Origin of the sequence: Providencia sp. PROV255, from assembly GCF_028478065.1 — a bacterium.
Lineage (GTDB): Bacteria > Pseudomonadota > Gammaproteobacteria > Enterobacterales > Enterobacteriaceae > Providencia > Providencia rettgeri.
Genome location: NZ_JAMPMI010000009.1, coordinates 433,087 through 454,015, shown reverse-complemented (window position 1 = coordinate 454,015; position 20,929 = coordinate 433,087). Strand labels below are relative to the sequence as shown.

The window sequence follows — 20,929 nt, the reverse complement described above, 5'->3', positions numbered from 1 at the left end:
GTTAAAAATATAAAACTCGCAAAGGAGATATAATGAAAGTTTGGGCATTAGGGGATGCAGTTATTGATTTAATTCCTCTTCAAAACATGCAATATGAAGCTTGTGCCGGTGGTGCGCCTGTAAATGTCGCCGCTGGGGTTGCACGCTTAGGGCAAAATAGTGGTTTTATTGGACGAGTCGGTGAAGAAGCTTTCGGGCATTTCATGCAAAAAACCTTATTTGATATAGGGGTTGATACGAGTGCGATGGAATTTGATGAAAAGTATAAAACAAGTACTGTTCTCGTCTCACTGCATGAAAACGGAGAACGTGAATTTTCTTTTTTAGTTTCTCCTTCGGCTGACCAATTTTTAACGACAAATAACTTACCGCAATTTGGTCATGATATTTTGCATTTTTGCTCATTAGCTCTAGTGCATCACCAATGTAGAGCGTCTTTATCAACAGCTATCGAACAACTAAAACTCGCTGGTGGGTTACTGAGTTTTGATATTAATATTCGTCCACAAATGTGGTCTGATCCCGATGAAATGCACCAAGTTGTTGATAATTTTGCAAAACGAGCGGATATTTTAAAACTTTCTGATGATGAGCTGCTGTGGTTAACGCAAGAAAGTCGTTTTGAAAATGCAATCGCCAAATTGCAAGGCTATCCTGCCCAATTAAAAATTGTTACTCAAGGGGCTAAAGGTTGTCAGGTGTTCACTTCTTTGGTTCAAATGGCCGTAAGTGCTTATTTAGTAGAAAGTATTGATACCACAGGGGCTGGCGATGCATTTATGGCGGGGTTGTTGGCGGCCATTTCACAATATGGGCTAGTCAATGAAAAAGAGGGGCTGATGAAGGTCATTTCGCAAGCTACTGCTTGTGGTGCATTGGCGACAACCAAAAAAGGTGCTATTGCCGCAGCGCCGACACAAGAGGAATTATGTGCATTTATGCAGCAGCAACCACCATTACATCAGCGTGATGTTTTTTGATGAATATATATGCAGCGAGTAAATAAAAGGTAGCGATATAGTTACCTTTTATTTTAAGAATACTTGATATAATTCAACCTATATTATGATGTTGATAAGTTTTATTTTTTGCATTTTGGCGTATGATAAGTAGCTAATATTATTTAATCAGATTTATTGTGGATAAATTATGTTGCTTCGCTCGGGAGTAGCTCTTGCTATTTTTTCCTATATCTTATGGGGAATCACACCATTATTTTATCGTTTTCTTCCCGGAGCGGAACCTTTAGAGCTACTTGCAGAACGTCTTATTTGGTCTGTGCCTATACTTTTTTTTGTTCGCTTAATTATTAAAAATAAATCTTTATGGCGCGAGGTATGGTCTGATAAACGGTCTATAATTTTGTGTTTATTTAGTTCGTCGGTTATGGCGATATCTTGGACAACATTTACCTACGCATTAACTCACGGACAGGTGTTAGCCGCGAGTCTTGGATATTTTATTAACCCATTATTCTCTATTCTACTTGGTGTTTTGTTTCTTCGCGAACGGCTTGTTTTTGCAGAAAAAATGGCTGTTATTTTTATTTGTGCGGGGGTTGGTTACCAAATTTGGCAGTATGGTGAATTACCTATTTTAGCGTTAGTTATGGGGAGTGCTTTTGCGGTATATGGATTAATCCGTAAATTTATTCGATTTGATGTGATTACGTCTTTATTTCTAGAAGCGCTTTGGTTGCTGCCCATTGCAATAGCGATCTCTTGGTGGTTAGCTTCTAATGGTTTAAGCGCTGTGGCGCAAGGGGATTGGCAAATTAAAGTTCTTTATATGTTAGCGGCTCCAGTCACGATCATTCCTTTGCTCTTTTTTACTGCGGCAATTAAACGAACGTCATTAACGGTAATAGGTTTAGCACAATATATAGAACCAACAATTCAATTCTTATTAGCCGTATTTTTATTTAATGAGCTATTTGATTGGGTCAAAGGCATTAGTTTCTCACTTATTTGGATTGGTTTAATATTTTGTGTGTTAGCAATCTTACGCAAACAGTATATTAAATTTTCTCATAAAGAACCTTTTATTACTGGGCGTGACAAAACACCATTAGATTAAATAGTTAACCATCATTATCAATAGTTTATAAGATTATTGTCTTATGGCATTTTTTCCTCGATAGCAAAAGCAAACGGTTGCGTATATAATTGGCAGTAACTTTTTTGTCGGTAAGGTTATCAATCATGAATCAATTAGGTACTGCGCTGTGTAAATCTGCAACAAAAGTCATGTTGTTAGGTGCTGGAGAGTTAGGCAAGGAAGTTGCGATTGAATGTCAACGGTTGGGCATCGAAGTCATTGCGGTTGATCGCTATGATAATGCGCCAGCGATGCATATTGCACACCGTAGCTATACAATAAACATGCTTGATGGCGAAGCGCTGAAGCAAATAGTTTCAATTGAAAAACCCGATATTATTGTGCCTGAAATTGAAGCGATTGCGACACAGGTATTAATGGAACTGGAACAACAAGGACAGAAAGTGGTTCCGTCTGCGAAAGCGATTGTTCTTACTATGGATAGAGAAGGTATCCGCCGCTTAGCCGCAGAAGAGTTGAAATTACCAACATCAGAGTATCAATTTGTAGACAGTAAACTCGATTTTATCGCAGCAGCAGAAAAAATCGGCTTTCCTTGTATTGTTAAGCCAGTGATGAGTTCGTCAGGGAAGGGGCAAAGTGTGATCCATTCTCGAGACGAATTAAATCAAGCTTGGGATTACTCACAGGAAGGTGGTCGAGCAGGTCAAGGCCGTGTAATTGTTGAAAAAATGGTTAATTTTGATTTTGAAATTACATTATTAACGGTCAGTGCCGTGGATGGGATTCACTTTTGTGCGCCAGTAGGGCATCGACAAGAAAAAGGGGATTATCGTGAGTCTTGGCAGCCACAGTACATGAGTGAGGTGGCGTTGAAAAAAGCGCAGGATGTTGCTGAGAAAATTGTTACCTCTCTGGGGGGCTACGGAATATTTGGTGTTGAATTATTTGTGTGCGGTGACGATATTATTTTTAATGAAGTTTCGCCTCGTCCCCATGATACAGGCATGGTGACGCTGATTTCACAAAATTTATCTGAGTTTGCTTTACATGTTCGTGCATTTCTTGGCTTCCCAATCGGTGTGATCCGCCAATATGGACCAAGTGCATCCGCGGTTATTTTACCTAGTTTACAAAGCCAAAATGTGATTTTTTCAAATATTGGTGCAGCATTGGGATCGGATACTCAATTACGGTTATTTGGTAAACCTGAAATTGCAGGAACTCGCCGGTTAGGTGTTGCTTTGGCAATTGCAGATTCGATTGAAAGTGCATTAGAGCTGGCGCAAAAAACCGCTAATACAGTGTGTGTTTCTGGTTGATTTTAATGAAGTTAGTGCTGAACATTTTTGTTTCGCTACTGCTTTTTATATTATCTCAAATAATTGAGGTTGCATCTGGCTTGGCTAATGGGGTTTGATTGGCACTAATAACGGGGATTCCACCTAATAATTGAATGCCAATAGCCCCGTTAAAGTGCTCGTCATTAAAGAAATTATTATTAATCGCTAATCCAGCCAGATTGATAGAGTAAGGTAGCTTATTGACTAACTTAACCCCATTAGCATTTTGAGTTACGTAAATATTTTTAAATGCATCTTCTTGGGGCTGAATTCTTACTAATTTGAATCTTAAGGTTATTCTTGTACAAGATTTTATTTACCCTTATTCCTAGTTTCATTGAAAGAGATATCCGCTATCTTTAATAAGCGAGTATTTATTGGAGTAAGATTGATGCGCTCCACTTCTTACTATAATCCGGCGTAAAAGTAGAATAAGGAAAGTGATGATGGTTCGTTATGTCGCTGGCTTAATGTCATTAGGATTAATGTCTTTTTTATCAACAGCACAAAATCTTGAACAACAATTTAGCTTATGGGTGGCGAATGAAAAAGATAAAATCGAGTGTTTTGAACCGCAATCATCATTTAAGTATTGCTTAGGTGAACGACCAAATAGCGGTTTGGCTGTTTTTGACCAGAAAGGGCAAGAAGTTTACCAGCTTTATTATTTTGACAACTGGCCAGATGAAGCACAGGACGGGGTATACCGAATTCGTAAAGAAAATAAAATTGGTTTTGCAGATGCGATATCAGGGGAAGTCGTGATTGATGCAATTTATGATTGCGCATATCCCTTTGAAGCAGGGAAAGCGAAAGTCGGTATCGGATGTGAAACACAAACTGATGGTGAGCACAGTTGGTGGGTTGGTGGTAATTGGACTACGATTACACGCTAAACGTATATAGATATCATAAGGTTTCAGGTAACTCAGCTTTAGCTTTTTACGTTATTAGTGAAATTTATTCACAATAAACGTCATTTTAACCATGCATACTACATTTTTTAACTTATTGAAAACAAATTGAAATTGTAATGCAGATCACGTTTTTAAGCTCATTTGACCTCCCTAAAAACCATTCAAAGTAAAAAACAAACCGCTTAATTCCATATGGCACCACTTAGCATAACTTTAGTCATTTGCTGAGTGTAATTTCATACCATATACACCATGGCAGAGCTCAATTTTTTGATTCAATACAGTTCAACCACTGCCAATTAAAAACCCATCAACGATAAATGATAAGCAACGAAAACACAGTGATATCGTTTTTTATGATGGCTAATACAAAATCAATGGCATGTTCGTTTTACCTCAGAAGGGTGTTCTATGAACAAAAATGGTATTTTAAAGCACATTCCGTGGATGATCCTTGGGATAATCGGTGCGGTCTGTCTGGGGGTAGTTGCACTCAGGCGTGGTGAGCACATCAGTGCTCTTTGGATTGTCGTCGCTTCTGTGGCGGTGTATCTCATAGCATATCGTTATTACAGCTTATATATCGCTAAAAAAGTGATGAAGCTGGACGAAACACGTGCGACTCCAGCCGTCATTAATAATGACGGGTTAAACTATGTTCCGACAAATAAAAACGTTCTATTTGGTCACCACTTTGCCGCGATTGCAGGGGCGGGGCCATTAGTCGGACCTGTTCTTGCTGCTCAAGTCGGCTATTTACCCGGCACCTTATGGTTGCTTGCAGGGGTTGTGTTAGCCGGTGCAGTGCAAGATTTCATGGTGTTATTTATTTCATCACGTCGTAATGGTGCATCATTAGGGGAAATCGTTAAAGAAGAGCTAGGCCCAATTCCGGGAACGCTGGCACTCTTTGGGTGCTTCCTAATCATGATCATTATCCTTGCTGTATTAGCATTGATTGTGGTGAAAGCCTTGGCAGAAAGCCCATGGGGTGTCTTTACCGTTGTCTCAACAGTGCCTATCGCATTGTTTATGGGGATATATATGCGATATATCCGGCCGGGGCGCGTAGGTGAAGTTTCTGTTATCGGTATTGTTCTCTTAGTTGCTTCCATTTGGTTTGGTGGTGTGATTGCTCATGACCCATACTGGGGTCCAGCACTGACATTCAAAGACACGACGATTACTTACGCGTTAGTGGGTTATGCATTTGTCTCTGCATTATTACCTGTATGGCTAATTTTAGCGCCTCGTGACTATTTAGCGACATTCTTGAAAATTGGGGTTATCGTTGGTTTAGCGATTGGTATCGTTATTCTAAACCCTGAATTAAAAATGCCAGCTGTCACGCAATTTGTTGATGGCTCCGGTCCTGTTTGGAAAGGTACTCTATTCCCATTCTTATTTATTACCATCGCTTGTGGTGCGGTATCCGGTTTCCATGCGCTTATTTCCTCAGGGACAACACCTAAGTTATTAGCAAACGAAAAAGATGCGCGTTACATCGGTTATGGTGCAATGTTAATGGAGTCATTTGTTGCGATTATGGCTTTGGTCGCGGCTTCTATTATCGAACCAGGCCTGTATTTTGCTATGAATACACCACCAGCAGCGTTAGGTATTACTATGCCTAACTTACATGAACTGGGTGGTCCAGATGGCGCAGCTATCATGGCTCAGCTCAAAGATGTGTCTGTTCATGCAGCCGCTACAGTGAGTTCATGGGGCTTTGTGATTTCACCTGAGCAAATCATGCAAACAGCGAAAGATATTGGTGAGCCGTCGGTGTTAAACCGTGCTGGTGGTGCGCCGACATTAGCGGTAGGTATTGCGTATGTTTTCCATGAAATCATGCCTGCGGCAAATATGGGCTTCTGGTATCACTTTGGTATTCTGTTTGAAGCTCTGTTTATCTTAACCGCATTGGATGCAGGGACTCGTTCAGGCCGCTTTATGCTGCAAGATTTATTGGGTAACTTTGTTCCATTCTTGAAGAAAACAGATTCACTGGTTGCTGGTATCATAGGTACAGCTGGTTGTGTTGGGCTGTGGGGTTATTTATTGTATCAAGGTGTTGTTGACCCACTGGGCGGTGTTAAGAGCTTATGGCCTCTGTTCGGTATCTCGAACCAAATGTTAGCAGCAGTTGCTTTAGTCTTGAGTACAGTAGTGCTGATTAAGATGAAACGCAGTAAATACATTATGGTGACTGTATTACCTGCAGTATGGCTATTAATCTGTACAACTTGGGCATTGGGACTGAAATTATTCAGTGATAACCCACAACTGGAAGGATTCCTATACTTAGCGAAATCTTATAAAGATAAGATTGCGGCAGGTGGTGCAGAGTTAACTGCACAAGAAATTACTAATATGAATCACATTATTATTAATAACTACACCAACGCAGGGCTGAGTATTCTATTCTTGGTGGTTGTCTACGGTATCATTTTCTATGGTATTCGCGTTGGGATGAAAGCGCACAAAAACCCAGAGCGTACAGACAAAGAAACACCTTATGTTCCTGTACCTAAAGAGGGCGTGAAAGTTTCATCTTCACATTAAGTCACCCTTCAACGAAATTGAACATCGGAAGATGTTCGGTAAATGAAAGGTCGCCCTACATTGTGTGTTCATGATGTAGGGCATTTGTATTGGAGAGGCTGATGTTTGGAAATCTCGGCAAAACAGGAAAATACCTCGGGCAAGCAGCACGCATGCTAATTGGTATTCCTGATTATGATACCTATGTGCAGCATATGAGTGATAATCACCCAGATAAACCTGTGATGACCTACAAAGAATTTTTTCGCGAAAGACAAGATGCACGGTATGGTGGTAGCGGTAAAGGCGGATTTCGCTGCTGTTAATCAATGAAGTGTGAGGGCAATAATGAAACCTATTAGCGTAACAATTTTAACCGGTTTTCTCGGGGCTGGTAAGACGACTCTCCTTAGCCATATTCTTCATGCTGAGCACGGTCATAAAATTGCAGTGATTGAAAATGAGTTTGGTGAAGTCCCCATTGATAACGCAATAATTGGTGATCGTGCGACACAAATTACCACATTAAGTAATGGCTGTATTTGTTGTAGTCGTTCGAATGAATTAGAAAATGCCTTATTAGACCTATTAGATGGCCTTGATAATGGAAAATTAGACTTTGAGCGTCTCGTCATTGAGTGCACTGGCATGGCAGACCCAGGCCCGATCACTCAAACTTTTTTTTCCCATGAAGTCCTATGCGAACGTTATGTGTTAGATGGCATTATTACACTAGTGGATGCTGTTCACGCTGATAAACAATTGAATGATTTTGCCATTGCTCAAGCGCAAATTGGCTATGCAGATCGCATTTTATTGACCAAAACAGATATTGAGCCGAATAACGAAGCTTTAATTGAACGTTTACAACGTATTAATGCGAGAGCACCGATTTACCCCGTTATTCAAGGTGATATCGACCTGAGTTTATTATTGGATATCGAAGGGTTTTTATTGGATTCACAGTTGAATGTCAAACAACCGACATTCCGTTTCGCGCCTAAACAACAAAATGAAGTCGGCTCGATTGTCCTTGAATTTAATTATCCTGTTGAACTGATGGCCGTTTCTCAAGTAATGGAAGACCTATTACTCGGTTTTGCAGATAACTTACTGCGTTATAAAGGAATTCTTTCCATTATGGGTGAACCAAAACGCTTATTATTCCAAGGTGTTCAACGCCTCTATAGTGCGGATTGGGATAGAGACTGGGAAGTTGATGAACAACGCCGCAGTGTATTAGTGTTTATTGGTATTGACCTACCAGAAGATATAATTCGTGAAAAATTCGCAGCCCTAGAAGTTAATTCAAAATAGAACAATTCAAAAAAATAATTTCAAAAAAGAAATTCAAAAAGAAATTCAAAACGAAATTCAAAGTCATTAGCGGCGTAGCAAGGCGGCAAAAGAGCCAATCCCTAGGAGCATACATAAGTATGTGACTAGGGTTGGCGAATGTAGCCAACAATGCTACGGCGTTAAGGGCGAAGAATTAGCGACGTAGCAAGACGGCAAAAGAAATAATCCCTAGGAGCATACACAAGTATGTGACTAGGGTTGGCGAATGTAGCCAACAACGCGACGGCGTTAAGGGCGTGCTTTAGCGGCCATAATTTCAATAATCTGCACGTCAGTATGTTTCATTGAACCCGCGGCTAAAGAACATAAATTGGCAATAGATTGGTCGACATCATCAGACACAATACCATCCGACCCTCTAACACAGCTATTATCTAATGCCATTAGCACGGCTTTATAAGCGGCACTCGCACTGGTTGACACCTTCATTGCACAACTGTTTGATGCGCCATCACAAATCATACCACTAACATCACCAATCATACTGGAAATTGCCATTGCAACGACTTCATAGCGAGATTCTAGTAACCAAGCAATGCCCGCGGCAGCTCCCATCGCCGCTGTTGTCGCAGCGCACAATGCCGATAATGCAGGAAGCTGGTTATGAATGTAGATTGCCATCAGATGGGAGAGCATCAATGCACGAGCCAGTTGTTCTTCTGAAGATTGTAGGTAATCAGCAGTCACAACAACAGGCATGGTGGCTGCAATACCTTGGTTGCCTGAGCCGGAGTTGCTCATTGCGGGTAATACGGCACCGCCCATGCGCGCATCTGAGGCGGCAGAGGTGCGGATCATAATTTCTGACATTAAGTCTTTTGAAAGCAGGCCACGGTCTCGCTGGGTTTGTAATGTTTTACCGATATGTAAGCCATAAACGTTGCGTAAGCCTTCTTGAGATAAAGCTTCGTTTAAATGTGCGGCTTCAAGAATAAAACGAATATCCTCTAAAGGTGCTTCGGTAGCAAATTGATAAACAGACTTGGCGGTGACGGGGGACAGAGGGACATCAGCCGCACAGTCAACGGGCGATTCATGGTGAGGTTGAGCTGTTGTGGCATCAAATACGGTATGATTGTTATGAACGATTTTAACAATATTGGTATGCGACCCTGCAATGATGACGGTTGCGGATTCAGTTTGTGTGTATACCGTGGCTTCAGAGTAGATAACATCATCACAAGGGTGTTTGATATCTACAGTAATAGCTCCTTGCGCTAACATGGTTTTACTCAAAGCAATGGCATCCGCGGACGCTGATTTTAAAACTTCTAAACCTGCATCGGCATCGCCCCCAACAGCACCAAGCGCAGCTGCGATAGGTAGACCTACCATACCTGTCCCGGGGACGGTTACACCCATGCCATTTTTCATGAGGTTAGGAGAGACAAAAGCACAGACACGGATCACTTGCCCATCAAGAAATGAAGCGGCTTTAGCAGCAGCATATGCCAATGAAATTGGCTCAGTACAACCTAAGGCAGGTTTTACTTCTTGTTTTACTGCTTTGATAAAATATTGCCAAAGTAGTGGTTGTGATTGAGCATGCATGGCAAGTCCCCTTAATAAAATCTTTTTCGATTTTATTATTTTAAACAACAGTCTGGAGAAAAACTTCACTAAGTTAGGGGATTTAAAGAGAGTGAAGAGAAATATTATCTCTAATTTGAATTATAAAAATGAAAAAATTCTAATTTTGAGCCTGGTCACAAAAGTCCTGCCTATAAAATTCGGCAGGACTGAGTGATAACGGAACAGATTAGCTTTCTACATCAAGACGCTTACTTTGCCACTTACGTGAACGCCAGCGCCATGCATTGGTTAAGCCGCGCAACCATTCATCAGCAAAGAAACCTAACCAAATACCTAAGAGGCCCATCTCCATTTTTATACCTAAGAAGTAGCCTAATGGGATAGCAACGCCCCACATAAAAATAATGGCGGTACACAGAGGAAAGCGGGCATCACCTGAGGCACGTAAGGCATTCACCATCACGATATTAATTGTTCTGCCGGGCTCTAAAAACACCGAAAGTAAAAACAATGGCAGCAATAATTCAATAATACCGTGGTCGTCCGTAATGTTATTTAGGATAGGATCACGGAATAACCAAAAGGCAATAACCACACCAATTGTTACGTAAAAACCCATTTTGAGGCTTTTTACCCCGCGCCTAAAGGCATCTTCAAAGCGTTTTGCTCCAACAAGATGGCCAACCATAATTTCATTACCAATACTGATAGAGATACCGAACAGCATGATAAATAATGACAACTGGAAATAGAGTGTTTGTGCCGCAAGAGATGTTTCTCCCATGAGACCGATAAACGCAGATGCGGTCATAAAATGGAGGATCCAAACGAGGTTTTCACCGGCGGAGGGTAAGCCAATATGTAAAATTTTACCCAACATTTTTCGCGACCAGTGTATTAGCATCATTGGGACAAATTTAATCCTCAACCCATAAAACAGTAGGCAGAAGAGTAAAATAACGGCAACAATACGCCCAACGACAGTTGACCAAGCAACGCCCTCAAGGCCATATTGTGGTAACCCAAAGAAACCATAAAGAACAATGATGTTACCAAACACGGTAATCACATTAGCGATTAATGTGACCCACATTGCAGGCTGTGCTTTACCATAAACTCGCAAGCATGCGGCTAAAATAATTGAAATCGCTTCAGGAATTAAACATATCCCTAAAATACGTAAATAAGTATAACCATCAGCCATTAAATGTGATGGCATATTCATGATAGTTAGAATGCTATAGCCAAAAAATAATGCGACTAGCGCGCTAGAAAAACCAAGAATAAAGTTAAACGCGATTGAAATATGAATTGCTTGGCTGGCTTTTTCTCTGCGGCCTGCTCCTAAGTATTGGGCAATAACAACGCTACATCCCACACTTATAAAGTTAAAAATAGTAATAAATAGGTCAAACACTTGGTTTCCCACCCCCATAGCAGCAAGGTAGGCAGTAGAAACGTGGCTAACCATATAGGTATTAATTAATAATGTGGCCAAATGAAGAAAAATATCGATAAAAATTGGCCAGCTGAGCGAAAAGAGTGACCGCTCAGTCACATCAGATTGATGCATTGAGAACCTTTATATATTCATGAATGTTAGGGAAAGCTTGTTGAGTGGCTAATTCTACATGGATTTCAACAATGAAAATAGGGTTAAAATGCATCTGATTTAATTAGGCTAATGTTTTGTTTACTTTTAATTATTCTGTTAAATTTAATTTCGCTATATACCCTAAATAATTCGAGTTGCAGGTAGGCGACAAGGGAAGATAGGCGGGGAACATAGATAAACTATGTGACTCGGCGAGCTGAGCGTAGTCACTTATACCTCAACGAAAAGCGCTGCAACTTGAAGGATTACGGGTATAAATAATTTAATAAGCAACATCAGCACGGTATAGGAGTAAAAATGACAAAAATTAAAGCAGCAATAGTGGGCTACGGTAATATTGGCCGCTATGCACTAGAAGCTGTTCTGGCCGCTGAAGATTTTGAGTTAGTCGGGGTAGTTCGTCGCAATACACAAGATATTCCCGCTGAACTTTCAGCCTACAAAGTGGTTGATGATATTGAAAAACTAGGAGAAGTTGATGTTGCGCTACTCTGTTCACCTACGCGTGCAATCGGTCCATTAGCAGCAAAAATTTTAAGTTTGGGAATTAATACGGTTGATAGCTTTGACGTTCATTCAGATATTGTCGCTTTAAAACACAGCTTAGATGATATTGCGAAGCAACATAATAGCGTGGCAGTTGTTTCTGCTGGATGGGATCCTGGTTCGGATTCGATTATGCGAACTCTAATGTTAGCGATGGCACCAAAAGGGGTAACTTTTACTAATTTTGGACCAGGGATGAGTATGGGGCACAGTGTGGCAGCCAAAGCAATTGATGGCGTCAAAGATGCACTTTCTGTCACAATCCCATTAGGGACTGGGGTTCATCGCCGTATGGTTTATGTTGAATTAGAAAGTGGCGTGAATTTTGATGCAGTGACTCAAGCAATTAAAGCAGATAGCTATTTTTCTTCTGATGAAACACATATTCGTCAAGTCGATAGCATTGATGCATTAAAAGATGTTGGGCATGGTGTGCACATGACCCATAAAGGGGTTTCAGGGGCAACACATAACCAGTTATTCGAATATTCAATGCGTATTAATAATCCCGCACTCACTTCTCAGTTTATGGTTTCTGCCGCACGTGCGACCATGAAACAAGCTGCAGGTGCATATACCGTGATTGAAATTCCACCCGTGAATTTCTTACAAGGTGATTTAGATACGCTGATCGCCAAACTGGTTTAATTTCAATTTAATCTATCTATGGCATGGCGAGTGTACGTTCATGCCATCTTGTCGATATTCCTTACACTTTATCTTATCCTGAATCCGCCATTCGGACTTTAGCCACTGTTTATTTTTTGTGTTATCAAGTAGCTTATTAGTAAAGTGATATTGATGACATGGAGTGAGGTAATGGTAAAGCCACCAAGGAATGGGAAAGATAACAACCAAGGTTTTTTCCCAAAACAATCTTCAGTAAAAAGTGTGAAGGAAACTCCGCATTCTTTCAGCATTATTCGTGCTTTTTCTAAAATAATAAATTATGGCTTTTCATTATTTTATGTCGGTTTTATTTTATCGGTATGGTTTTTTCCTGAATACTATACAGTAGAAATTATTTATAACCTGACACTGATCCTGATTTTTGAATTTATTTTAGTTCACTCAGGCGTCTTTATGGCGGTATTTCGTGATTGGCGAATATTAACGTTATTTGCCCTTTTCTATGGCCTTTTTGCTCTGGCTATTAATATGTCAGTCTTAGGGGATTCCCCATTAATTTTATATTTGTATAGTGCCACTGTCGCAAATCGAATGCTTTTTGGTTTAACCAGTCGAACAGAGCAAGAACGCTCTGAAAATATGGGCTATTCAGCGTTAATGGCACTCAATTTTATGTTCTGTATTTTCTCGGTGTTAATTTTATCTTTTCTCGTACCTTATGGCGGATTAACGCCTGAATATTTAAGGTCGATTGACTATTATTCGAGTATTTCTACGGGGGGGGAGTTTCCAGATAAACCCCATGTGGCTTTTGCCTTTGGCGTGCTCTATTTTGGTATGCCTATATTTATGGCTTGCCTAACACATTTTTTATGCAAAGGGCATTCTATTTACCAGGAAAAAGGGAAATAACTTTGTAGCTAGAAAGATAAAAAAACGCCTACCAAAGTAGGCGCCTGGTGTTGGCAAAATATAAAGTAAAAAACTAACGTGTAATTGATTTAAATTTTTGTGTGGTGGCGGTTAATGCCACTTCTGTTGGCAAACGTTCCATTGAGCTGGCACCATAGAAGCCATGGCAATCAGGGCAGTTGGCTAAAATGTATTCAGCATCTTCTGGGGTAGCTATTGGGCCACCGTGGCACAGAACAATCACATCTTCGCGTACTGCTTTTGCCGCTTTTGCCCATTCATTGATTAATGGCACACAATCTTTGAGCGTCAGTGCCGTTTCTGCGCCAATATTCCCGCCAGTCGTTAGCCCCATGTGTGGTACAATAATGTCAGCACCAGCTTGAGTCATCGCAATGGCATCTTCAGCACTAAAAACGTAAGGCGTTGTAAGTAAATCTTTTTCGTGGGCTAAACGGATCATTTCAACTTCTAACCCATAACCCATACCTGTTTCTTCTAAGTTGGCGCGGAAATTACCATCAATTAGACCGACAGTAGGGAAATTTTGCACCCCTGCAAAACCTGTTGCTTTGATATCATCAAGGAACTTATCGAATTGGCAGAATGGATCTGTTCCATTCACACCCGCAAGAACTGGCGTCTGTTTTACTACAGGTAAAACTTCTTTTGCCATATCCATAACGATTTCATTCGCATTACCATAAGCTAATAAACCTGCAAGGGAACCTCTACCCGCCATGCGGTAACGGCCTGAGTTATAGATAACAATTAAATCAATACCGCCCGCTTCTTCGCATTTCGCCGATAGTCCTGTTCCTGCGCCACCACCGATGATTGGTTCTCCCCGAGCAATCATGTCTCTAAATTTTTTTAATAAATCTGTGCGGTTATGTTTCATAATTAACCTCTATTATTTGTTCAAAATTTCCTGATGAAGCTAAATAACCTGATCACAAAACTCTGAGGAGTTAATATGATAAGGACTCAAAATAAGCTGTCTTTTCTCTGTTATTATTAAATTTGCGGTTAAAGTATCAATGAAGGCTTGGTCTGCGATAGGATCCCAAAATGGAGCACCTTCAACATCTAAAGCTGAGAAACCTGCTGTTGGAATAATAAAGCGCACTTCACCATGACAACGATTTAACTTTTCGGCAATCCAACGACCCATTTGCTGATTTTCTTCTTTGGTCGTTCTCATTAAAGTGACTTGAGCATTGTGATGATAAAATAAGCGATCTTGATAGTGTTTAGGCACAGTGGAAGGGCGACCAAAATTCACCATATCCAAGGCTCCACAAGACATCACGCAAGGGGTTTGAGTACGCTCAATAGCACCAAAGCGGTCTTCATCACATGCTAGTACGCCACCAAATAAGTAATCACACACTTCAGTGGTTGTAATGTCTAAAACAGAATGCAATAACTGGCTATCAATCAGTTTTTCCATGGCTTTACCACCACTGCCTGTTGCATGGAAGACTAGACAGTCATATTGGGCTTCTAACTGTGTTGTAAGTTGCTGGACGCATGGGGTCGTTACCCCGAACATGGTTAGGGCAATCGCAGGCTTTAAGTCGTGCGGTTGTTCTTCGCTATCAAACCAAACCGCTCCTGCAATTTGGTTGGCTGCATTTTTTAATACTTTACGGGAAATGATATTCAAACCAGACACATCAGTGACGGAGTACATCATCGAAATATCACTGGCGCCGATATAACCGGAAATATCCCCTGATGCCATCGTAGAAACCATTAATTTTGGAATACCTACAGGCAACACTTGCATGGCGGGTGTAATGAGTGCGGTTCCGCCTGACCCTCCTAAACCAAGAATAGCGGCAACATCTGTTTGTGCGGCAAGGTAAAGGCTAAAAGCGTGTGCCATGGCTTCAATGGCTTTACCGCGATCACCACAGAAAACGGCTTCAGCGCCAAGTGGATGAAAACTTGCAACGGCATGTGCGCTGATATCTGCGTTTTTATCTAATTGCGTTGGTTGTGTTGTCAGGTCAACGGTACGTACCGCCAATCCGGCGTTTTTGATTAATTCACTGACATAAAATAGTTCAGCACTTTTCGTGTCAAGCGTTGTTACAATATAAATAAAACCCGGATATTTTTTCATAGAAAAACCCTTTCAGAGTAAAACTAACGTTGAATTTTTCATCATAATGAGACTATAGTATCATTTTGTTTGGTTGTAAAATGAGATTGCAGTCTCATTTTACATTTTATGGTGAAGGGTATTGGTGTTTGGGTAATATATCCTATTGATTAATCGAAATAAATTATCAATAAGAGTCTTGAATTATTTTGAATGGATGTGGAAACTTATAATATTTAAATGTAATTATTCTGTCTTTTGTTATTACTTTTAAAATCATCTTTATGGATAAATTTTTACAAATTATCAATCAAGTATGTTTACCTATTCACACTTATATGTTTTCATGAGTATTAACTCGATTTATAGTAAGTGACAGTATTTTAAGGATAAATTAATGTCTAAAACTAATTCATACTCAGAATACAAAGGGACACGAAAACGGACCTATGTATTATTGGTTACGACGGCTTTAGATTTATTTGAAAAAGGGGCAATGCCTTCTGTTTCTGAATTAGCGCTTGAAGCGGGAGTTTCTCGTGCGACAGCTTATCGTTATTTTCCGACGCAGGCCGATTTAATTACTGCAACGGTTAATGAGAGCTTAGGGCCAATTTTAACTTGGCGCCCACAAAGTGAGCAAACTGAAGATCGTATTGACGAGTTATTAACCTATGCATTTCCGCGTATGTTTGAACATGAAGGTGTTTTACGGGCTGCATTGCAAGCGTCATTGCAGCAGTGGGCTCAGGGTCGAGCTGATCCACAAAATGTTAATGATAAGCGTCTAGAACGTGGAAATCGCAAAGAAATTCTTGCGATGGTGACATCGCCAATGAAATCAGAATATCCGCAAGAAATTATAGATAAAGTGATTAGAGCCTTTTCTGTTATTTATGGTTCCGAAATATTTTTAGTATTAAAAGATATTTGGAAAATGGATGATGCCCAAGTCACTGCGTTAGCTCAATGGATGTCCAAAGCAATAATGAATCAAGCTCGTGCTGATAATATAAAACGGAAAAAATAGTTTTATGGCTACGTTATGTTAATTTTAGTTAAGAGAAATTTTTCAAACCAAGTCAAAATAATAAGATCAAAACCTAATAAATAGATAAATTCTGGTGGATACCACTAGGGTAATAAATAAATAAAAACTAAAGTCATATGACTTAAAATAATATGATATAAATTAGGACTATAAAAAGACTTAATGGTTAATACCATATGATGAAATTATTAAAAATGTTAGGTGGGATTTCCATCTGTGCCTTGATTGGTGGCGGGCTGACTTACCTCGGAGTTCCCCTTGCATTGATGTTTGGCCCAATCATTGCCATTATCATTTTTCATCGTTTTGGTGTTTCGTTTGCCATCCCTAAACATACTATTACCTTTGTTCAAGTCACGCTCGGGACCTCTGTGGGCTTGATGTTTAATCAAGTATCACTTAATGAAGCAGACAATTTATTTCTTTTACTATTGATGCTAGTTGTCTGTTTGGCTGTACAATTTTCATTTAGTTTTTTTTGGTTTTACCGCAAAGTCGGTTGGACAAAACAAGAAGCGATGCTTGGCTCTGTCCCCGGTGCTATGGCAGCTATTCTGGCATTAACTGACCATACTCATACCCCACCTCAGAAAATTGTTATTTCCCATACAATTCGCTTAATTATTCTTATTTTATTAGCAGGAATTGTTGTGGGGAGCGATGGAGATCCTCAACCGATAATAGAATTTCCAGAATTGACATTAGTTGCAACGGGATGGCTAGTGCTCATTATTGCAGTTGGGGTAATTTCAGGGGCAATATTACAGCGTTTAAAAGTCCCCGCACCTTTTATGTTAACGTCATTAGCGGCAGCAACTCTTATTCAAGGTTGGGCGGATATCCCATTAAATTTCCCGTTGATGTTGACTGAACTCAGTATGGTATTAATTGGGATGAACATTGGTAACCATTTCATTGTGTTTCCACTTTCATCGTTAATTAAAAATATATACTCTTCGGCCCAAGTTGTGGTGGTTAATATCGTGCTGACTTTTCTTATCACGGTATTTGCCTCTTGGATTACAGGCTATGATATTTCGGTACTATTGTTAGCGTGGGCTCCGGGGAGTATGGAAGCGATGACATTCGCCGCAATCACCATGAATTTAGATGCGGGCTTTGTTATGTCAAACCATATTATCAGGATGGTAATTATTCAAAGTATTCCATCGATAGCGTTGTTTTGGCAAGAAAGAAGGCAAAAAAGAAATAGTCATTTAAAGTAAAGAAAGAAAACATGCAGGCGATATTTGGCATGTTTTCTTGATAGGCTTTTTTCATCTGCTTATTTGACGTAAGCAAAGAGGCCTAGTGAATCGCGAGCAAGAGACTGGCATTTAAACTCGGTGGTGAGTGGTATCCCTTTTAGATCACTATAACTTTCTTTGTTAAGAACGGTCATTTTTTCCGCATTATAGTTACTAAGATCCCATTTGTTACTTTTCGCAAAGTAAACAATAGCACGTTCAATTTCTCTATCTGGGATTTGTGAATACCCGCAATCATATTTTAGATAAATAAAAACGGCCGTGAGATCAGCAAGATCTTCAGCTTCGTTGGTGGAAAGAGCTCTGGCAGAATTGGTTATCCCTAACAGAGTCATTAAGCATGACATCAATATAAATTTGCGCATTCGTTATTCTATCTGTTTTCTATGTCAAGTTACGTTAGCATAAGAATAGAATTGTTAGTCAACTATATTTTTCTTAAATCCATGTAATAAACCCACATTTATGGAGTGGTTTTATTGACCTTCCTGTAAGGGGAAGCTTTATCATACCGTCATTAAACCATGTTTTGCTTCGAAAGTGTAATTTGTCATAAATCACACCACAGATGATTATCGATTTGATAAATAAAAGGAAGGTTATCAATGCTACGTCGCGATTTTCTTAAATTAAGTGCTATCACATATGCTGCAAGTGCGCTGCCTATTTGGAGCCGCATCGCGGTCGCAGCGGGAAATTATCCAACATTAGCGATCCCCCCCTTATTGGAGCCTGATGCGCAAGGTAACATTCAGTTGGTTATCCAGAAGGGCGTTTCACAATTTGTTCCTGGAAAGCAAACGACAACATGGGGTTATAACGGCAATTTATTAGGCCCTGCAATTAGCTTGAAAAATGGACAGAATGTTAATATCAATATTGTTAACCAACTGGCAGAAGACACGACAGTTCATTGGCATGGTTTAGAAATTTCAGGTGAACAAGATGGCGGCCCCCAAGCAATAATCGAACCAAACGCAAGCCGAAAGGTGAATTTTACGGTAAACCAAAGTGAAGCGACATGTTGGTTCCATCCTCATACTCATGGAAAAACCGGCTATCAAGTGGCTATGGGGTTAGCAGGCCTTGTATTAATTAAAGATGATGACAGCACAAAGCATGGCTTACCAAACGATTGGGGTGTTGATGATATTCCAGTCATTTTGCAAGACAAACGCCTAAAAGATGATGGCCAAATTGATTATCAACTTGATGTGATGAGTGCCGCAGTGGGTTGGTTTGGCGATATCATGCTAACGAATGGTGCTGTTTATCCTAAACATGTTGCCCCGAAAGGTTGGATACGATTAAGGTTATTAAATGGCTGTAATGCTAGAAGCTTAAATATTTCCACCAGTGATGGACGTAAAATGTATGTCGTTGCGAGTGATGGTGGTTTATTAGCTGAGCCGATTGCGCTAACCGAATTACCTATCTTGATGGGAGAGCGTTTTGAGGTATTAATTGACGCCTCCGATGGCCGCGCATTTGATTTGGTAACGCTACCTGTCGGGCAAATGGGAATGACGATTGCACCATTTGACCAGCCTTTGCCAGTGCTGCGTATCGAAACAACGTTGACGAAAGGGGAAGGTGACTTACCATCAACACTAGCAGCCATACCCGCGATTCCTTCTCTTGCTGGCTTAAATCGCCGTCGTTTCCATTTAATGATGGATATGCGCTTAGATATGCAAGGCATGATGATGTTGCGTGAAAAATATGGCGATCAGGCGATGGGGAATATGGGCGGTCATGGTGCAATGATGGGGAATATGAACCACGGTAACATGAATGCAGGTAATATGAATCATGGAAATATGAATGGCAAAATGGGAAGTGGCGGCCATTGTGGTACAGGTTCTGATGGCTTGGATATTCATAATGCGAATACTATAAATGGGCAAGTTTTCTCAATGACGCATCCTGCATTCAACGCTCCTATGAATCAACAAGAAATTTGGGTCGTTTCAGGACGCGGTGATATGATGTTGCATCCATTCCATGTTCATGGCACGCGTTTTCGTATCCTAAAAGAAAACGGCCAAGCCGTAGAGCCTCATCGTCAAGGATGGAAAGATATTGTCAAAGTAGAAGGGCAGGTGAGTGAAATTTTAGTTGAATTTAAACACCCTGCAACACAACAGCACCCTTATATGGCTCATTGCCATCTCTTAGAGCATGAAGATACAGGGATGATGTTGGGCTTCACTGTGAGTTAACAGCCACATTTACTTTCAGAGAAAATGTAGTGTGAAATTTTAGCACTGCATTTTCCTTTATTAGTATATGCGTGCTGCCTATGATAAAATTACGCGCTTTCCATTCCCATAGATGCGTAATAGAAGATGAAACATACCCTTGAAGTGATGATCTCTGAAGAAGAGATTGCTCAGCGAATCAGCGAATTAGCCGATAAAATTAGTGCTCATTATCAAAAACTTGATGGTGAATTAGTCCTTGTTGGCTTACTAAAAGGTTCATTTATTTTTATGGCCGACTTATGCCGTAAGATTGATGTTCCCCATGAAGTCGATTTTATGACTGTTTCAAGTTACGGTAATGCGATGACATCAAGCCGTGATGTTAAAATTGTCAAAGACTTGGATGAAGATATTCGCGATAAACACGTCTTAATTGTTGAAGATATTATTGATTCAGGTAATACCTTAAATAAAGTACGTGAGATTTTCGAATTACGCGGCCCTAAATCTGTCGCTATTTGTACATTGCTGGATAAACCTTCACGTCGAGAAGTACAGGTTCCTGTTGAGTGGATTGGTTATTCTATCGAAGACAAATTTGTGGTGGGTTACGGTATTGACTACGCTCAACAATATCGCCATTTACCTTATATTGGCCATGTAACGTTACTTGAAGAATAAAACTTTAGAATAGCATGAATAAAAAGGACAGCGTAAGCTGTCCTTTTGTTTTAATATAATATTAACAACACGTTATATCTTAATTTTAATTGTTTACTCTCATTTGTTGTTAATGATAAATTTGCTTTAATTGAATTTTATTTTCTTTTTTTTAGTCA

General features: G+C 40.1%; 18 protein-coding genes. 13 read left to right on the top strand and 5 right to left on the bottom strand.

The features are described from left to right. The first annotated feature begins 32 nt into the window (after nucleotides 1-32). The 7 genes from PR725_RS11300 (at nucleotide 33) to yjiA (ending at nucleotide 8,179) form a co-directional block, all read left to right on the top strand. A complete protein-coding gene (locus tag PR725_RS11300) occupies nucleotides 33-980 on the top strand; it encodes an aminoimidazole riboside kinase (RefSeq protein ID WP_004913771.1) in 948 nt (315 codons plus the stop codon). A gap of 169 nt (nucleotides 981-1,149) precedes the next feature. After that, nucleotides 1,150-2,076 (top strand): EamA family transporter RarD, encoded by a 927-nt coding sequence (gene rarD / locus PR725_RS11295; protein ID WP_272569044.1) that lies wholly within the window; start codon nucleotides 1,150-1,152, stop codon nucleotides 2,074-2,076. A 125-nt stretch (nucleotides 2,077-2,201) separates the two neighbouring features. Continuing rightward, on the top strand, nucleotides 2,202-3,380 hold the full coding sequence (purT, locus tag PR725_RS11290; RefSeq protein WP_004913766.1) for a formate-dependent phosphoribosylglycinamide formyltransferase: 1,179 nt from the start codon (nucleotides 2,202-2,204) through the stop codon (nucleotides 3,378-3,380). Between the two features lie 464 nt (nucleotides 3,381-3,844). Next, a complete protein-coding gene (locus PR725_RS11285) occupies nucleotides 3,845-4,297 on the top strand; it encodes a WG repeat-containing protein (RefSeq protein ID WP_123382371.1) in 453 nt (150 codons plus the stop codon). 432 nt (nucleotides 4,298-4,729) lie between these two features. Then, the gene (locus PR725_RS11280) at nucleotides 4,730-6,883 is read left to right on the top strand and encodes a carbon starvation CstA family protein (RefSeq protein WP_004260588.1); all 2,154 of its coding nucleotides are present in this window, start codon (nucleotides 4,730-4,732) and stop codon (nucleotides 6,881-6,883) included. Nucleotides 6,884-6,984: 101 nt separating this feature from the next. Next, on the top strand, nucleotides 6,985-7,188 hold the full coding sequence (locus tag PR725_RS11275) for a YbdD/YjiX family protein (RefSeq protein ID WP_004260586.1): 204 nt from the start codon (nucleotides 6,985-6,987) through the stop codon (nucleotides 7,186-7,188). Nucleotides 7,189-7,210: 22 nt separating this feature from the next. Further along, entirely contained in the window at nucleotides 7,211-8,179 is a 969-nt protein-coding gene (gene yjiA / locus PR725_RS11270; RefSeq protein WP_109912036.1) for a GTPase, read from the top strand. Between the two features lie 270 nt (nucleotides 8,180-8,449). Here yjiA and PR725_RS11265 read toward each other — a convergent pair whose 3' ends face one another. Next, nucleotides 8,450-9,772, bottom strand: coding sequence for an L-cysteine desulfidase family protein (locus PR725_RS11265; protein WP_210782758.1), 1,323 nt, complete (start codon nucleotides 9,770-9,772; stop codon nucleotides 8,450-8,452). A gap of 208 nt (nucleotides 9,773-9,980) precedes the next feature. Beyond that, entirely contained in the window at nucleotides 9,981-11,327 is a 1,347-nt protein-coding gene (locus PR725_RS11260) for an MATE family efflux transporter (protein ID WP_004913749.1), read from the bottom strand. A gap of 339 nt (nucleotides 11,328-11,666) precedes the next feature. Here PR725_RS11260 and PR725_RS11255 point away from each other — a divergent pair, with 339 nt between their 5' ends. Next, entirely contained in the window at nucleotides 11,667-12,563 is an 897-nt protein-coding gene (locus PR725_RS11255; RefSeq protein ID WP_109912038.1) for a diaminopimelate dehydrogenase, read from the top strand. 171 nt (nucleotides 12,564-12,734) lie between these two features. Continuing rightward, a complete protein-coding gene (locus PR725_RS11250) occupies nucleotides 12,735-13,457 on the top strand; it encodes a hypothetical protein (protein ID WP_004913743.1) in 723 nt (240 codons plus the stop codon). 73 nt (nucleotides 13,458-13,530) lie between these two features. On the opposite strand, the gene PR725_RS11245 is transcribed toward PR725_RS11250, so the two are convergent. Then, nucleotides 13,531-14,358: a phosphoenolpyruvate hydrolase family protein gene (locus PR725_RS11245; RefSeq protein WP_004913739.1), complete on the bottom strand. Its 828-nt coding sequence runs from the start codon at nucleotides 14,356-14,358 to the stop codon at nucleotides 13,531-13,533. 39 nt (nucleotides 14,359-14,397) lie between these two features. Beyond that, nucleotides 14,398-15,588, bottom strand: a complete 1,191-nt coding sequence (locus tag PR725_RS11240; protein ID WP_272569038.1) for a Tm-1-like ATP-binding domain-containing protein — start codon at nucleotides 15,586-15,588, stop codon at nucleotides 14,398-14,400. A 376-nt stretch (nucleotides 15,589-15,964) separates the two neighbouring features. Here PR725_RS11240 and PR725_RS11235 point away from each other — a divergent pair, with 376 nt between their 5' ends. Then, nucleotides 15,965-16,597, top strand: a complete 633-nt coding sequence (locus tag PR725_RS11235; RefSeq protein ID WP_109912041.1) for a TetR/AcrR family transcriptional regulator — start codon at nucleotides 15,965-15,967, stop codon at nucleotides 16,595-16,597. A gap of 197 nt (nucleotides 16,598-16,794) precedes the next feature. After that, nucleotides 16,795-17,844, top strand: coding sequence for an AbrB family transcriptional regulator (locus tag PR725_RS11230; RefSeq protein ID WP_110732211.1), 1,050 nt, complete (start codon nucleotides 16,795-16,797; stop codon nucleotides 17,842-17,844). A gap of 59 nt (nucleotides 17,845-17,903) precedes the next feature. On the opposite strand, the gene PR725_RS11225 is transcribed toward PR725_RS11230, so the two are convergent. Then, a complete protein-coding gene (locus PR725_RS11225; protein ID WP_004913725.1) occupies nucleotides 17,904-18,251 on the bottom strand; it encodes a YacC family pilotin-like protein in 348 nt (115 codons plus the stop codon). Between the two features lie 240 nt (nucleotides 18,252-18,491). On the opposite strand from PR725_RS11225, the gene cueO reads away from it, so the two are divergent. Together cueO and hpt are read left to right on the top strand one after the other, a co-directional pair. Then, nucleotides 18,492-20,108 (top strand): multicopper oxidase CueO, encoded by a 1,617-nt coding sequence (cueO, locus tag PR725_RS11220; protein ID WP_004913722.1) that lies wholly within the window; start codon nucleotides 18,492-18,494, stop codon nucleotides 20,106-20,108. 126 nt (nucleotides 20,109-20,234) lie between these two features. After that, nucleotides 20,235-20,771 (top strand): hypoxanthine phosphoribosyltransferase, encoded by a 537-nt coding sequence (gene hpt, locus PR725_RS11215; protein ID WP_004260548.1) that lies wholly within the window; start codon nucleotides 20,235-20,237, stop codon nucleotides 20,769-20,771. Nucleotides 20,772-20,929: the final 158 nt, after the last annotated feature.

Coding starts and splice junctions, on each gene's coding strand:
- cueO (WP_004913722.1), top strand. CDS start 18,492: ATGCTACGTCGCGATTTTCTTAAATTAAGTGCTATCACATATGCTGCA.
- PR725_RS11265 (WP_210782758.1), bottom strand. CDS start 9,772: ATGCATGCTCAATCACAACCACTACTTTGGCAATATTTTATCAAAGCA.
- PR725_RS11230 (WP_110732211.1), top strand. CDS start 16,795: ATGATGAAATTATTAAAAATGTTAGGTGGGATTTCCATCTGTGCCTTG.
- purT (WP_004913766.1), top strand. CDS start 2,202: ATGAATCAATTAGGTACTGCGCTGTGTAAATCTGCAACAAAAGTCATG.
- PR725_RS11235 (WP_109912041.1), top strand. CDS start 15,965: ATGTCTAAAACTAATTCATACTCAGAATACAAAGGGACACGAAAACGG.
- PR725_RS11260 (WP_004913749.1), bottom strand. CDS start 11,327: ATGCATCAATCTGATGTGACTGAGCGGTCACTCTTTTCGCTCAGCTGG.
- PR725_RS11250 (WP_004913743.1), top strand. CDS start 12,735: ATGGTAAAGCCACCAAGGAATGGGAAAGATAACAACCAAGGTTTTTTC.
- rarD (WP_272569044.1), top strand. CDS start 1,150: ATGTTGCTTCGCTCGGGAGTAGCTCTTGCTATTTTTTCCTATATCTTA.
- PR725_RS11275 (WP_004260586.1), top strand. CDS start 6,985: ATGTTTGGAAATCTCGGCAAAACAGGAAAATACCTCGGGCAAGCAGCA.
- PR725_RS11245 (WP_004913739.1), bottom strand. CDS start 14,358: ATGAAACATAACCGCACAGATTTATTAAAAAAATTTAGAGACATGATT.
- PR725_RS11255 (WP_109912038.1), top strand. CDS start 11,667: ATGACAAAAATTAAAGCAGCAATAGTGGGCTACGGTAATATTGGCCGC.
- yjiA (WP_109912036.1), top strand. CDS start 7,211: ATGAAACCTATTAGCGTAACAATTTTAACCGGTTTTCTCGGGGCTGGT.
- PR725_RS11280 (WP_004260588.1), top strand. CDS start 4,730: ATGAACAAAAATGGTATTTTAAAGCACATTCCGTGGATGATCCTTGGG.
- PR725_RS11240 (WP_272569038.1), bottom strand. CDS start 15,588: ATGAAAAAATATCCGGGTTTTATTTATATTGTAACAACGCTTGACACG.
- PR725_RS11285 (WP_123382371.1), top strand. CDS start 3,845: ATGATGGTTCGTTATGTCGCTGGCTTAATGTCATTAGGATTAATGTCT.
- PR725_RS11300 (WP_004913771.1), top strand. CDS start 33: ATGAAAGTTTGGGCATTAGGGGATGCAGTTATTGATTTAATTCCTCTT.
- PR725_RS11225 (WP_004913725.1), bottom strand. CDS start 18,251: ATGCGCAAATTTATATTGATGTCATGCTTAATGACTCTGTTAGGGATA.
- hpt (WP_004260548.1), top strand. CDS start 20,235: ATGAAACATACCCTTGAAGTGATGATCTCTGAAGAAGAGATTGCTCAG.